Here is a 14660-nt window from a genome sequence, read left to right on the forward strand (position 1 = left end):
ATGAAAGTCGCACGCACGGTGCGGAGAAGGGGAAAAGGTGGTGATCGTATCAAATCCTTACCTATTTCTATTGATCTTGCCATCGTATTTACCGCCGTGTTTTTCCCCATGTTTATAATTCTGGGCATGCGTGCCGAGAGTTTAGAGGATGTCCGGTACGTAGAAATGAAATATTCGGCTGCTCTGCGTACAGCCGTTCAAGACGGCGGGATGATGCTGAACGATAATGAGACCCAGGACAAAGAGTCGGCATATGATTCTATAAAATTTATGCGTGCGGATAAAGAACGAGCGCTGGAGTCCTTTTCCCGGACGCTGTACATCAATATGGGGATCGCGGATGATCCGGCTGCTCAGTCAGCTCTGTGGTGGTATATTCCTGCTATCGTTGTTCTGGATTATGACGGGTTTTATTTGTATGTTTCACAAACCTTCACCAACGCGTATGGGGAGGAGCTCATGGAGCATAGATGGACACCCAAAATCCCTTATGCCTGGAATGATGGCAGGGCCAACAGCATCCAGTTTACATTGGATTCCTTCGTTCAGGTATATGAATCAGGCGGAGGATCTTCCATCTGGCACTCCGGCTATCGGGAGGATCTGAGTGGCAGGACGGGTATAGCTTTGCTGGAAGATAAGGATAGGTTTGAACAAGTCAGACGGATCACGATTGTGAATAGCGTTCAAGATCATCTTGCTTATTACATACAGCGGCACAACCAAGTGGCGCTCCGAAACGGAGTAGCCTATACGTTCGCTCTTCCGTTGATATCTCAGGAAGAGTGGGTGAATACGATGGATGATATCGGTATGATGGCATTCATTCAAGGCATCCCCATGGGCGATCAGTATTATAATAACTATGCCCTTGGAGGAGGCAGACTTGTTAAAGCTCCTGTTTATTTCGGAGGGGTGGATAGCAGGGGGCTCAAATATTATTACCGTGATGCCTGTCAATTCAACTATCGCGTGGAAGAAGTGTTCCCGAGTGCCAAAGAGGCAGCGGCAGCAGGATATCAGGAGAAAAGCTGTTCTAATCCCGGTGTCCTCTAATCCCTGAAAGTTATGGTTTCTGCCGGACTCCATGATGTGATACAATAAACTCTTGACTGTGTATATTTCGCTAAATTAACATGAAATAAGTTCATTTTATACAGACAGGAGTTACTATAGCCATGAGTTTATTGACTGTAGAGAACGTATCACATAATTTCGGGGAACGTACTCTATTTAAGAATGTATCCTTTCGTTTGCTGTCAGGCGAACATGTGGGTTTGGTTGGAGCAAACGGCGTAGGCAAATCAACACTAATGAATATTTTGACCGGGCAGCTGTTAAAAGACAGCGGCAAGGTGGAGTGGACACCGAAGATCCGGTACGGATACTTGGACCAGCACACCAAGCTGACAGCTGGCAAAACGGTTCGCGATGTGTTAAAGGATGCCTTCCTGCCTCTACTGGAGCTTGAAAAAGAAATGATGGAGATCACCAATAAGATGAGTGATGCTTCTCCTGAAGAGTTGGAGCTGCTGCTCGAGCAAATGGGTGAAATTCAGGAGCAGCTGGATATCGGGGATTTCTACATGCTGGACGTAAAGGTTGAGGAGATGGCGAATGGTCTTGGGTTATCCGTCATTGGCCTGGATCGCGATGTCGCAACATTAAGCGGGGGACAGCGTACCAAAGTATTGCTCGCGAAGCTTCTTCTGGAGAAGCCGAATGTACTGCTGCTGGACGAGCCTACCAACTATCTGGATGTTGAGCATATTGATTGGCTCACTCAATATTTGAAGCAGTACCCATATGCTTTCATTTTGATATCCCATGATACGGAATTTATGAACCAGGTGGTGGATGTGATCTATCATCTGGAATTTGCGAAATTAACTCGCTATACAGCGAACTACGAGAAGTTCCTGGAAATGGCTGATATCAATAAGAACCAGCATATTGATGCTTACGAGAAGCAGCAGGAGTTCATCAAGAAACAGGAGGACTTCATTCAGCGGAACAAGGCCCGTTATTCCACCTCTGGCCGGGCGAAGAGCCGGGAGAAACAGCTGGATCGTATGGAGCGGATTGACCGTCCGGAGGAAGCGGCTAAACCTGTGTTTAACTTCAAGGAAGCCCGTGCCAGCGGTAAAACGGTATTCGAGGGAATCGACTTTGAGATCGGATACGATCGGCCATTGCTCCCCAAAATGAATATCCTGATCGAGCGTGGAGAGAAAATTGCTATTGTAGGCTGTAATGGCGTAGGTAAATCAACGCTGCTGAAGACCATACTTGGCAAAATTCCAGCGCTCTCGGGGAAGACCTATCAGGGGGATTTCCTGGTGCCTGCGTATTTTGAGCAGGAAGTACGTCCAGGGAATATTACGCCGATTGATGATGTGTGGAACGAATTTTCCCATTTGAATCAGCACGAGGTTCGTGCAGCGCTTGCTCGCTGCGGGCTCAAAAACGAGCATATTACCCGTCCAATGAAGGCACTTAGCGGCGGAGAGCAAGCCAAGGTCCGTCTGTGTAAGCTTCTGATGCGCGAAAGCAACTGGATTCTGTTTGACGAACCGACGAATCACCTTGACGTTGTGGCTAAGGAGGAACTAAGACGTGCTTTGAAAGAATATAAAGGCACGATTCTGCTGGTTTCCCACGAACCTGAGTTTTATGAGGATTGGGTGACCAAGATCTGGAACGTCGAAGATTGGTCCAACCAGAATTCCTGATTCAATTCAGAATCCCCATCCTGCCCTCAGCAGGATATATCTAAATGAAAACTTTGATTAGAATGAATGTATTAGTATTTTTATAAGGAGGATGGGCAGATTACTGCCTGTCCTCCTTTGGTATATTCGGTAAGATGGACATTCGGTTTATGGTTTATTTGTGATATGCTAGAAACAACCTGAAATGAACGGAGGAGATGTTGATGGAAGACATGGACTTATCCATCGGGGCATTATTATATGAAGGGGATTCGCATCCATAGCCCCGTTAACCCGTGTAATTCCCTTCTGAAGGGGAGACGTATTTAAAATGAATTCGGAACATAACTCCAGTCAGGGAGAGGACGTCGTGCTTTCTCCTGAAAAGTCGGTTGTACGGAAGGGCCAGATTGTGTACCGCCCATCAGGACCTTGGACGCCGGCTATACACTCATTGTTGAGGCATCTGAGGCAAACAGGGTTTACATCGATTCCGGAAATTATAGGCTCTGGATGTAATAAGAAAGGCCAAGAGATGTTAAGTTATATCGAAGGCGAATTTGTTCATCCCGGGCCCTGGAGCGACGAAGGCATCATCGAAGTAGGACAATTATTGCGTAAACTTCATGACGCTTCGTCTACATTTAAATCGCAGCCCGGGAGTGTCTGGAAGCCGTGGTTCCTGCGTGAGCTGGGTGACAGCGGACTTGCATACAGCCATGGTGATATTGCACCTTGGAACATGGTTACCCGTGATGGGATGCCAATTGCGTTAATTGACTGGGAATACGCCGGACCTGTACATCCGCTCGTCGAATTAGCCCGTGTGTGCTGGCTCTTTCCGCAGTTGCACGATGATGATGTTGCGGAAAGAGTCGGTTTGCCGGATGCTAATGCCCGTGCAAGGCAGCTCCGTTTAATGGTTGACGCCTATGGCGTCGATCCGTCCCTTCGAACGGCCCTGTTTGATATGATCGTTGAGGTGGTCGTTCGGGAAACGGCAGAGGAAGCGATTGAGCTGCAGGTCACGCCGGAATCGGAAGGCCCTCTGTGGGGATTGGCCTGGAGGGCGCGGAGTGCAGCCTGGATTATGCGTCATCGCGGTGTCCTAGAGAAGGCGCTGAATACAAGGTTGTTTTAGGCTGAAATAGTAAACAGCCCATCCTCTTCGGGGGATGGGTATTTCTAATCATAGGTTGTCATTTAAAAACTTCGTGAAGTCTTCTCTTATTCGTAGAAGATTTGCAGATATTGATCGGAGGATAATTCATGTCTCGTTTAAACGATAACAGGGAGGAAGTAAATCGTACGTTGCCTCACTTCATGGCAGCCTCGGAGTCCACGGACCGCGGTGTCACAGTTCCTATGGAACGAGAGGATCGATATTCTAGGCAAGAGCGGTTTACCCCATTTGGAAAAGAAGGTCAGCTTCGCCTCCGAAAGAGCCATGTGCTCGTTCTTGGTGCCGGGGCGCTGGGAAGCGCCGTAGCGGAAACTTTGGTTCGCGCAGGTGTCGGGCATGTAACCATCGTGGATCGGGATTACGTGGAATGGAGCAATCTGCAGCGTCAGCAGCTGTTTACCGAACAGGACGCGATCGATCGATTGCCGAAGGCCGTAGCAGCGGCTAAGCGCTTATCTGCGATTAATTCAGACGTTATCGTGGACGGTATCGTTATGGATGTACGTGCGCAGGAACTGGCAGTACTCAGTCAAGGCGTTGATTTGATGATGGACGCTACCGATAATTTCGGAACCCGGCTGATCCTGAACGACATCGGATTTAAGTATGGAATCCCGTGGATTTACGGAGGCTGCGTCGGAAGTTCAGGCATGAGTTACACATTTTTACCGGGAGAGACGCCATGCTTGAACTGTCTGCTTGGGACGATTCCCTTGGGCGGCGACACCTGCGACATTAACGGAATTCTTCCGCAAGCGGTACAGATGGTCGCTACTCATCAAACGATGGAAGCGATGAAGCTTTTATCGGGGCATCGACATGTTCTTAGAAAAAAGATGCTGTCCTTCGATTTGTGGCGTAATGAACGGGTGGAGTTTGGCGTAGACCGAGCGAAAAAATCGGACTGTCCCACATGCGGGGAGCATCCGAAATATCCTTACTTGACGGCTGAACACGCGGATAAAAGCGAAGTGTTGTGCGGCAGGGATACGGTGCAGATCAGGCCAGCCAGACCCCTGCAGCTTCAATTGGACGAAATGGCTGAGCGGTTGAACAAGCTTCATCAAGGAAAAGCAACCGTAACGCCGTATATGATCATCTATCAGGTGAATCCACATCGTTTGGTTATATTCCGGGACGGCAGAACCCTGGTGCATGGCACATCGGATATCGCCAAGGCCAGGTCGTTGTATAATCAATACGTTGGTGGTTAATCTGAAACTAACCCAACGTTACTTATCTAATCCATCAATATCAAAAGGAGGAGTCGCAATGGACTCCTCCTTTTTGTGATGTTTAAGCCGGGTTATTGCACGATTAATTGAAAACCGTTCTGAATGAAAAACAAATCGGGATGAGCGATGTTCTGCGTGGTCAGATTGTTAAATGTTGCCGACCCATTGCCCGTATAGGTGTAAATTGCCGCACCTGGATGAGGATTCGAGAATCTGGAGGATGTGACCCCGTCAAGCCCCGTACCGTCAATATGGATGTTGTTAAACACGATGTTCTGAAAACCGCCGCCATAACCAAGCTGAACGGCACTGCGCTGGGTGTTCAGGATATCGATGTTGGTAAACGTGACATTGCGGATCGCATCATTTGACGCTTCCAGATCGATGGCGCCGCGCTCCCCATCGTACAGGTCTTTACTGGTTCCACTCCCAATGATCGTGGTATCGGAGAACAGAATGCCGGTATTGTTCTGGAAATGGTAACCCGGGAACACGGTATTCATTCGAATACCGGAACCGCCTACGGTGTCAACAATCAGGTTGTGAGTAGCCTTATGACCGCTTCCCCCAAAGAATGCGATAGCTGCCGCACGCCAATTATTTTCGATGGTGTTATAAGAGAAGTTGTTGTTAACGCCCGCAGGCGCGCCATTCACGTTACTCGTCCATACGGCGAGACCATCGTCTCCGTTATTACGAATGCTGCTGTTACGTACAGTTGAATGGCTGGTTCCTTGGGCAAAATTAACACCGTCGGCAAGATTATTGCGGATCCGGCTGTTTTCAATGATCAGCCCCTCCGCGATGATGGCTGGGGTGTGCGCATAATCGCCTACCCAAAATCCACACTCAAAATGTTCAACCCACACATTGTGGATTTTGGAGTTGGTGCCGAAGTTATCCATAAATCCCTTGTAGACTGCGTTTTGATTATAACGTGAACGCAGATTTGAGTTGAGGTAGATATGGCTGAAATCAAGCTGACCCGCGATCCGAAGCGATATCCCGCCAGAAGCGGCATTCGGGTTGGTAAATTGAATGTTTGTATGCCAAATGCCTGCCCCTATGATCTTGATGTCATCAATCATATTCCCAACCGAGCCGATCTTCCACATGTTGCCCAGATGGAATGTCCCCTCAGGAATGTATAAGGTTTTGCCGGTTGAAGCGGCAGCCTGCACAGCATCTTCAAACGCCGATAGGTCATCTTGGCCGTCGTTCGGCGTTGCACCGAAATCCGTTACGGATACCGAGTTAGCCGGGCGGGCGATTGCCGCGGKGACCGGCYCGATTTCGATAAAATCAACGCCATATTCCAGGTTATCCGCATTGGATTTCTGAATACGGATTTTGTCACCCGGCTGGAGCGGCGTATCCATCTTCCAGTGTACTTCATCGAACCGGAAGAGCGGGCGTCCTCCACCTGGGGCGTCTGCAGGATGATCGCTGGAAAAATATTGCCAGCTGTAGTAAGAAGTTAATGGAACGGTTTTTTTCTTCGCACCATTTACATAAACGTCGAGCGAGCCGGTTAACCCCATGCCGTTTGATGAGTCCGGCATCGTATAGCGCATAGTGACGCCGGCTCCGCCCTCACCTGGTCGAACCGTCCACTCCAGATTGGACCCGTTGGAAGGAAGCGCGACATAACGCTGCCCGGATGCTTCCGATGCTGTGAGAGCTTGATCGAATGTCGGTGCCGTCTTCAGCTGAGCTCCGCCGCCGCGTAATGCATCATCCGTATCGTATCGGGTATATGGCATACTGGCACCGCGAGCGGAATATACCGTGAGATTCGCCTGGCTGACGTTGTTCTCCCGTTTGAGGGGTACTTCGTTTGTGTCGGGTGCCACGGTTGTTGTTACTGTATAGCTGCCATTTGCCGCTGTCCATGTGCCCGGAATATGGATAGAAGCAGAGGAACCTGCAGCGAGGGCGCCATCATAACTTCCGGTTAAGGTTTGAATCGTTGAACCGGCCGGATTCTTCAGAGCGACGGATATCGCATGGGATCCGCTTGCCGTGGCTTTGTTGCCCTGGTTCTTAAGATTAACGGTAAAGGCTACTGCGTTCCCTGCGACTGGAGTGGCGGGTGTCCATTGTACAGTTCCTACCAAATCGGAACTTTCAACGGCACCGATGACGAGCGGGGACGCATGCGAATAGCTGTTATTTTCATCATTCTGTTCCATGATTTCATTATCCTCATCAACCTTGGCACTGACGGAATAGGATCCAGCGGCCTTGGTACCGACTTGTAGAGTTACCGTGGTGGAAGCACCTGCCGCGAGCGGAGCTACCGGGGAGGAGCCTGCTTTATCCGCATTTAAGTAATAATTGAGCGTCGTAGCCCCGGCTTCCACGGCCCCAATGTTTTTAACCGTAGCACGGAGTGTAATGTCATCGTTTTCAATCGGAGAAGATGGGGTCCATGACATATCCGTAATGGTCAGGTCCGGATTCTGGGCGGCTGTGCCGTAAACTTCGAATTCCGCAATCTGCCCGGCCGGTGCGCCGGTATTGGACGTTATGTTTAATTGAAGACGTTTCACGGTTGCCGTTACGGGAATCGTCACAAAGTTGCCGGACGCGGGGTTGAACGTATAGGACTGCGTCGATACCAAATTGCTAAAATTTGTTGTGCTCTGATCATGTCCGAGCACTTGTATGGTTTGCGTGCGCGTGCTCCATGCCGGAGAAGGATTCAGCTTCAGTACGATGGAGGTGATATCGTGATTCGTTCCCAAGTCGAGCGTCAGGGTGCTTGGATTGCTTCCGCCTTCCCAGTAGGTTTGGATGTCGTTGTCGTTAGCTTGGGTTGCAGTGTACGTAAAGGTGCTTGAGGAGGCGGTAATCGGTTTGCCGCTGGCGATATTGTTTCCCGTTGGAGGCGTTGGCGGGGAGACCGATGGTCCATAAATCTCGAACTCAGACAGCTGCGCAGCCGGCCACGTCGTGTTGCTGGTTACGGTCAGGCGAACATATCTCGTGCTCGCTTCATCAAAACGGATGGTCACCGAGTTTCCTGATGTAGAGGGGTTAAATTCATAGTCGGCCGAGTCCGCCAAATTGGAGAATGTCGAACCGTTCGAGCTGCCTTGTACGGTTAGCGTTTGTGTCCGAGACTCCCAGGTGGCAGGAAGTTTAAGAACGACCCGGTTGATGCTGGTGTCAGCGCCAAGATCGATTTGAATCCACTGCGGAAACGCATGATTGGTGCTTTCCCAGTACGAACCCTGATTGCCATCGATAACGTTAGCTGGCCCGTAGGTTTGGGATTGACCGCTTGCTGTTACGGCTTTGCCAAGCGAGAGGTTGGTTTCGGCTGCTGCCGAAACCGGGGTTGGCGGCACTGCGGCACTGCATACGATAGATATCAGCATAGCCATGACAAGAGGCCATACCACGAGTTTGTTGCGCATGTTATTTTCCTCCTCCAGAGTGTTCACTCGATACTTTTCGATTAAATGAGCTAATCGGCGAAAATATCCCCCTTTCCTAATCCTTTATCCCATTATAAAAATAGCGCCGCTTCGGAGATAAGATGTATTACTACGGAAAACGTGCGTGATCCGAGCATCTTTTGGAGTGAAAGCAGGATGAAACAGCCATACTTACATTATTAAGCGTTGAAAGCGGGGGGGAACCCGTGGAGAAAGTAATACTGATCGCGGCAGATCATCAAGATCGGGTCCAGAGCGTTATGGAGATATTGGAACAATCGGGCTATAAGGTTAAACATGTCATGAATTATTCGGAAGTGGTCGCCGTTTTGCAGCGTTCAGGCGCAGACCTGCTGCTTATCGACAGCAGATTGCCGGGTATGAGCGAATTCAATCTCGTGGAGCGATTGACGGGCAAAAGGGAACAGATCCCGATCATCATCATCGGAAATGACGGTTCTGATGAAGCCATTCAGGCATTGGAGGCAGGTGCCCATGACTACATCCCTAATGATAGAGATACAAGGGAGCTGTTGGCGCGTATTGCCAATTTACTGAAACTATTTCAGACTGGTCGCATGGAACAAGAAGAAGTCATCCGAATCGGAGATCTGGTGATCGATCCTCTGAGCCGGAATGTATCCCGAGCAGAGGAAGCGATCGAGCTGACTCATCGCGAATATGATCTACTGTTGTTTTTGGCTAGAAGGCAGGGGCAGGTATGCACGCGTGAGGATATATTAAAACAGGTGTGGGATTACGATTTCCATACAGGCACCAATGTGGTAGATGTTTATATTCTTCATCTGAGAGAAAAAATCGATCGAGGACGCAAACAAAAGCTGCTGCGAACGATTCGGGGAACCGGATATAAACTGCTATCGGAGGAAGAAATCAATGCTGCAAGCAAAAAAGACCGCCTTCCGTGAGAGGAAGACGGTCTTTGATATAATTCTAATTCCATAGTAACAATGGAGTAATTAAACTACTACAGTACGCGACGAGCTTTCAGGTAAGTTTTGCTCCAGTTGCCAGACAGGCTGGAGATGGTTACGCCAGGCTTGCCGTAGGTGTGCAAAATTTTGTTGTTACCCATATATACGGCAACGTGAGTCACGTTTCGGCCATTTGCACGGCTTCCGCTCGAGAAGAATACCAAATCGCCGGCTCTCAGGTTCGATTTCGATACCGCTTTACCCACTTTGGATTGAGCAGCAGATGTACGAGGCAGATTCACGCCGTATTTTTTGAAGATATGCTTCATAAAGGAAGAGCAATCAAATACTCTTGTAGTGGATGTAGATGCTCCGAATTTATAAGGTGTTCCCATATATTGTTTACCGAAGTTAACGACTCGAGTTCCTGTGCTTACCGATGCTGCTTCTACAGGAGCTGGTGGTGCAACAGTAAGAACTGCCCCTACACCCAAAGTTGCGCTCAAGCTGATTACTACGGCCTTCTTAATCCAATGCTGTCGATTCATGTTGTTATTACCTCCAAGCAGTTTTGTTTTTTGCGATGAACCGAGTATATCAGATTTGAAACCGACTATATTTTGGTTAATCGGCGCAAACCCTTGGGCCGCATGAAATGAAAGCGGATTATTAAAATATCATTAAAAGTTACAAAATATTAAGAAATGAGTGCAGTCGATGAGTTGGGAATGAGAAAAAACCCTTGATACACAAGGGTTTTTAACGATGAATTTGATTGTTAATATTAGCGTGTCAAAGATGACAAAATAGTAACGGTTAGCGGTCCTTACTCTGAATAATAAGGAGCAGACCGCCTTCGATCCGGACCGTCCCTTTGTCCTCAGCCAGCTTATTGCTGACTCCTAGTGACTGCCCCAATCGCAATGTGGCGTCGTGGAGCGGGTACTCGAATCCTTCGAGATTAATCCCGGTAACTTCCGTAGTCAGCGGCAGCAGGGAGACATATGTAAACCCTTTGTTCTCGACAATGCAGCTGGAGCCTGTCAGGGTAATAAAATTGTTCTCATCTAATATAGAACACGGAATATGATGTTGGAGTCCGCGAATCAGCATGTGGATATTAGCCAGCGTGTGATCGAGGCGTGTCCCTGTTGCTCCCAGAATCATGATGGATTCGGGGGAATGCTCCAGTGCCAGCTCGAAGGCAAGCTCGGTGTCGGTTAAATTTTTATCGATCGGATCACAGTCAATCACCTTGCCGCTATTGGAGCGTATTCGATCCATCTGTTCTGGCGGAATGGAATCAAAATCTCCAACGGACAGGTCAGGTTTCATCCCATGTTCAATCAAGTAGAGGGCTCCGCGATCAGCCCCTATAATGAAGTCCCCGTTTTGAACCTCATCCAGGAATCGTGGTGACAACTCCCCACCTGTAAAGATCAGGACGCGAGTATGTTTCATTATAATTCCTCCTTTTTCGAGAGAATTGTCATTGTATTCTAGTATAGAGCAGTTTTCATGCTTGCACAATTTTAATAGGCACGGCTACAATGTAGTATGTAAATTGACGGGGGAGCGGGGGAACTGAATTTTGGACATGCATGTGTTTGACGTATTCAGTATCATTGGCACCATTGCGTTTGCCATGTCCGGAGCTTTTGTAGCTATGGAAGAGGAATACGATATTCTGGGGGTTGTGGTATTAGGTTTAGTAACAGCCTTCGGCGGGGGTATTATAAGAAACGTACTGATCGGCGTGCCGGTTACCACCTTGTGGGGACAGGGCGATTTAATCATGCTCGCGATGATTTCAGTATTTGTAGCGTTTGTGCTGCCGCTCGGCTTGATTCAGCACTGGAAGAAAACGGAGGCGCTGTTCGATGCGATCGGACTATCTGCCTTTGCGATTCAAGGGGCTCTATATGCTACGCAAATGAATCACCCCATGAGCGCGGTGATTGTGGCTGCTGTGCTTACCGGAAGCGGCGGGGGAATGGTCCGCGATTTATTGGCAGGGCGGAAGCCGCTGGTGCTCCGTGATGAGATCTATGCGGTGTGGGCCATGATAGCAGGGGTCGCCATCGGCCTTGGCGTGGCCACCAAGACTTGGGAGCTGCTTACTCTGTTTGTAGTGGTGATTGTATTCCGGATGCTGTCCGTGCTTTATAAATGGAGACTGCCCAGAAGGTCGCTGCACGAAGGCCATCCTACAGCAGCCAGTGGAAAAAAAGTCAGTTCAGGTTAATGGATGGTAGGTAACGTCATGCATGAATTAGAATTTCCTCGTGAAATGACGATGAATTATAGCGTGAAGGAGAGAGGATTATGGTATCCGTCTTGTTTGTATGTCTGGGCAACATCTGCCGCTCACCGATGGCGGAAGCGGTGCTGCGACATAAAATTGAACAGCGTGGACTGCAGGATAAGATCAGTGTGGATTCTGCCGGCACAGGAGATTGGCATATCGGAAGCGTTCCCCATGAAGGAACCCGAAAGCTGCTGGACAGCTGGCAAATCAGCTACGAGGGAATGGTCGCCCGCAAAGTGGTAAGCCAGGATCTCGTCAAGTTCGATTACGTTATCGGCATGGATGATTCGAATGTGACGAATTTGCGCAAGCTAGCGGGAGGCGACCAGGCCGCGATTCTGAAGTTTATGGATTTGCTCCCTGATGAAAAGCTGCGCGAGGTGCCGGATCCGTATTTCACTGGAAATTTTGATGAAGTGTATCGTCTTATTGATGCGGGGTGTGACATCTTACTGGACAAAATCATGAAAGAAAAGCTATAATCGATTCGAACAAGCGGTGAGTCTACCGCTTTTTTGACGAGAATAATTGAAAGCGATACCAAGAAGAACGGGCTGCTGAACATAAAAGATGAACAATGCACATTCCAGAAAAAATGCGCGGTTGTTCATCTTTTTTTGAAGTGAAGCAACAAAGAGCGCATAATTTGCGCTTCCTGTTGCATCATAGGTATTCTTTTTTGCCAACAGCTTTAAATCGTAACTCGTAAAAAGTCCCCAGTGGGACAGGCCATGAACTTTGCTGTAACAGGTCATTTAGATAAGCCAACGGATTTTGCCAATCAATCGATTAATCCAGGAAGTACGCCTTTGTTGAACGATTCAATTCAACGAAGTTATAGACACCTGTATCGGTTGCATAGTTGTCTTCTTGCAAGCCTACAATCATATAGATGTCGAGCCAGGACAAATCTTTCTCTTCTCTGATCATATTCTGGGACTTCTCATAGAAGGCGCCGGACAAGCTGATGATTCGGGTGAAGAGATGCGGGTAACGCAAGGCTAGATGCACGGATACGCTTCCGCCAAGGGAGTCGCCGGCGAGTACTCTTTCGGCAGGCTCTTTGCGCACAGGATATTTTTGTTCGACGAAGGGAATAATCTCTTCGGCGAAGCAGGATAGGTAAGCGTCGAACCTGTTGCCGAATGGCGCGTACTCTTCGGTGCGAACTTTGGTGTTCACTTCCACGCCTACAATGATGAACGGCTCCACGCCTTCTTCGAGAATGAGCTGGTTGGCCCAAGTCGCGATGCGACCAAAATTGAAGAATTCCTCTCCATCCTGACAGTACACGACGGGATAGCTGAGAATTTCATTGTATCCGGGAGGAAGGTAGATGCGCAGCGTTCGATTCTCCTGCAGAAACTGGCTTTCAATCACTTCTTTTACGATGGTTCGCTTCAATAAACGTTCATTCGTCATCATTCGTCACCTTTTTCGGGTTAGTTTTTGAAATGCGGTAAACAATAAGTTAAAATTACCCTGACATGTTGAAGTTGGCTGCTGTTCTATGATGTTTGTCATACTGTTATAGTATTATCCACAAACTGTTATACATACAAACGTTAAGAAATGTGAAATTTTATCCCGTATTTCTTTGACGAATGGAGTAAAACAGGTGTATAATAATTCTATAACAGCGGAACTTGATATTCAAATATTTATTGAGGTGAAAAAAATGACCAAGGTTCCTTATGAAGTATATACCGAGGAAGTCGATACTCTATCTGTACTTTCCCCGGATGGCAAAATCGTAAACAAAGATCTTCTGCCTGAATTGTCAGACGATCAACTGAAAGAAATTATGTACCGTATGGTATTTACCCGTACTTGGGACGACCGTGCCGTAAATCTCGGCCGCCAAGGACGTCTCGGTTTCTATGCTCCTGTATCCGGTCAAGAAGCAACGATGGTAGGTAGCGAATTCGCGCTTGAGAAAGACGACTTTGTCTGCCCGGGCTACCGTGATATGCCGCAAATCGTATGGCATGGACTTCCGCTTTATCAAGCATTCCTCTATTCCCGCGGACATCAGCATGGCGGACAAATTCCGGAGGGTGTTAACGTATTGATGCCTCAGATCATCATTGGCGCGCAAATCTTGCATGCTATGGGTATCGCTATGGGTTACAAACTGAAGAAGCAAAAACAAGTGGTTATTACGTATACCGGTGACGGCGGCTCTTCCGAAGGCGATTTCTACGAAGGCTTGAACTATGCAGGTGTGTACAAACTGCCGGTTATCTTCTTCGTGCAAAACAACGGTTATGCCATCACGACTCCATTCTCCAAGCAGACTGCAGCATTGTCGATCGCACATAAAGCTGTAGCAGCTGGTATCAAGGGTGTTAAGGTTGACGGCATGGACGTCCTCGCTGTGATCAAGGCCGTTCGTGATGCTGCAGAACGCGGCCGCAATGGCGAAGGCGCAACGCTTATCGAAGCTGTGACATACCGTTTCCGTCCGCATTCCCTGTCTGACGACGCTTCGAAATATCGTACGAAGGAAGAAGAGGGCGAGTGGAACGAGAAGGATCCGATCGCACGTCTTGCGAAGTACCTGGAAGCAAAAGGCCTCTGGACAGAGGAAGATACAGCTCGCGTGAAAGAAGAAGCGAAAGCGAAAGTCAACGAGCAAATTAAAAAAGCAGAACAAACGGAAAAAATGACAGTACCTGGTTTGATCGACAGCATGTTCGAGCAAACGCCGAAGCATCTGGAAGAGCAGAAAGCTGATTTCCAATAAAAATGACGGCCGATGATTGTCAAAGGTTTGATCCTGGATAATCATCTGGTTTTGTCATGGCGGCATCAGGTCGGTTTTTGAACGTTTTGACATCGATAT

11 protein-coding genes and 1 pseudogene are annotated in these 14660 nt (G+C 48.4%); 8 read left to right on the forward strand and 4 right to left on the reverse strand.

The genetic code is table 11. The features are described 5' to 3' along the window. The 4 genes from ACPV3A_RS25525 (at position 1) to ACPV3A_RS25540 (ending at position 5108) form a co-directional block, all read left to right on the forward strand. Positions 1-1056 (forward strand): hypothetical protein, encoded by a 1056-nt coding sequence (locus tag ACPV3A_RS25525; RefSeq protein ID WP_426202008.1) that lies wholly within the window; start codon positions 1-3, stop codon positions 1054-1056. Between the two features lie 122 nt (positions 1057-1178). Beyond that, positions 1179-2732: an ABC-F family ATP-binding cassette domain-containing protein gene (locus ACPV3A_RS25530; protein WP_426202010.1), complete on the forward strand. Its 1554-nt coding sequence runs from the start codon at positions 1179-1181 to the stop codon at positions 2730-2732. Positions 2733-3042: 310 nt separating this feature from the next. After that, positions 3043-3852: an aminoglycoside phosphotransferase family protein gene (locus ACPV3A_RS25535; RefSeq protein WP_426202012.1), complete on the forward strand. Its 810-nt coding sequence runs from the start codon at positions 3043-3045 to the stop codon at positions 3850-3852. Positions 3853-4034: 182 nt separating this feature from the next. Beyond that, positions 4035-5108, forward strand: coding sequence for a ThiF family adenylyltransferase (locus ACPV3A_RS25540; protein ID WP_339224418.1), 1074 nt, complete (start codon positions 4035-4037; stop codon positions 5106-5108). A 92-nt stretch (positions 5109-5200) separates the two neighbouring features. Here the strand turns inward: ACPV3A_RS25540 and ACPV3A_RS25545 are convergent, their stop codons facing one another. Continuing rightward, the gene (locus ACPV3A_RS25545; protein ID WP_426202014.1) at positions 5201-8551 is read right to left on the reverse strand and encodes a discoidin domain-containing protein; all 3351 of its coding nucleotides are present in this window, start codon (positions 8549-8551) and stop codon (positions 5201-5203) included. Between the two features lie 227 nt (positions 8552-8778). On the opposite strand from ACPV3A_RS25545, the gene ACPV3A_RS25550 reads away from it, so the two are divergent. Continuing rightward, positions 8779-9501 (forward strand): response regulator transcription factor, encoded by a 723-nt coding sequence (locus ACPV3A_RS25550; protein ID WP_194542075.1) that lies wholly within the window; start codon positions 8779-8781, stop codon positions 9499-9501. A gap of 59 nt (positions 9502-9560) precedes the next feature. Here the strand turns inward: ACPV3A_RS25550 and ACPV3A_RS25555 are convergent, their stop codons facing one another. Together ACPV3A_RS25555 and ACPV3A_RS25560 are read right to left on the reverse strand one after the other, a co-directional pair. Beyond that, positions 9561-10055: a C40 family peptidase gene (locus ACPV3A_RS25555; RefSeq protein WP_071218205.1), complete on the reverse strand. Its 495-nt coding sequence runs from the start codon at positions 10053-10055 to the stop codon at positions 9561-9563. Positions 10056-10323: 268 nt separating this feature from the next. Further along, positions 10324-10968, reverse strand: coding sequence for a thiamine diphosphokinase (locus ACPV3A_RS25560; protein WP_220685743.1), 645 nt, complete (start codon positions 10966-10968; stop codon positions 10324-10326). A gap of 136 nt (positions 10969-11104) precedes the next feature. On the opposite strand from ACPV3A_RS25560, the gene ACPV3A_RS25565 reads away from it, so the two are divergent. Together ACPV3A_RS25565 and ACPV3A_RS25570 are read left to right on the forward strand one after the other, a co-directional pair. Continuing rightward, positions 11105-11752, forward strand: a complete 648-nt coding sequence (locus ACPV3A_RS25565) for a trimeric intracellular cation channel family protein (RefSeq protein ID WP_194545140.1) — start codon at positions 11105-11107, stop codon at positions 11750-11752. A gap of 80 nt (positions 11753-11832) precedes the next feature. Continuing rightward, positions 11833-12297, forward strand: a complete 465-nt coding sequence (locus ACPV3A_RS25570; protein ID WP_071218203.1) for a low molecular weight protein-tyrosine-phosphatase — start codon at positions 11833-11835, stop codon at positions 12295-12297. Positions 12298-12631: 334 nt separating this feature from the next. Here the strand turns inward: ACPV3A_RS25570 and ACPV3A_RS25575 are convergent. Beyond that, positions 12632-13237: pseudogene (locus ACPV3A_RS25575) on the reverse strand (alpha/beta hydrolase); the annotation flags it as partial. 256 nt (positions 13238-13493) lie between these two features. On the opposite strand from ACPV3A_RS25575, the gene pdhA reads away from it, so the two are divergent. Further along, the gene (gene pdhA / locus ACPV3A_RS25580) at positions 13494-14561 is read left to right on the forward strand and encodes a pyruvate dehydrogenase (acetyl-transferring) E1 component subunit alpha (RefSeq protein WP_113056870.1); all 1068 of its coding nucleotides are present in this window, start codon (positions 13494-13496) and stop codon (positions 14559-14561) included. The last annotated feature ends 99 nt before the right edge of the window (positions 14562-14660 follow it).

Source organism: Paenibacillus sp. Dod16, assembly GCF_049893405.1.
Taxonomy (GTDB): domain Bacteria; phylum Bacillota; class Bacilli; order Paenibacillales; family Paenibacillaceae; genus Paenibacillus_AQ.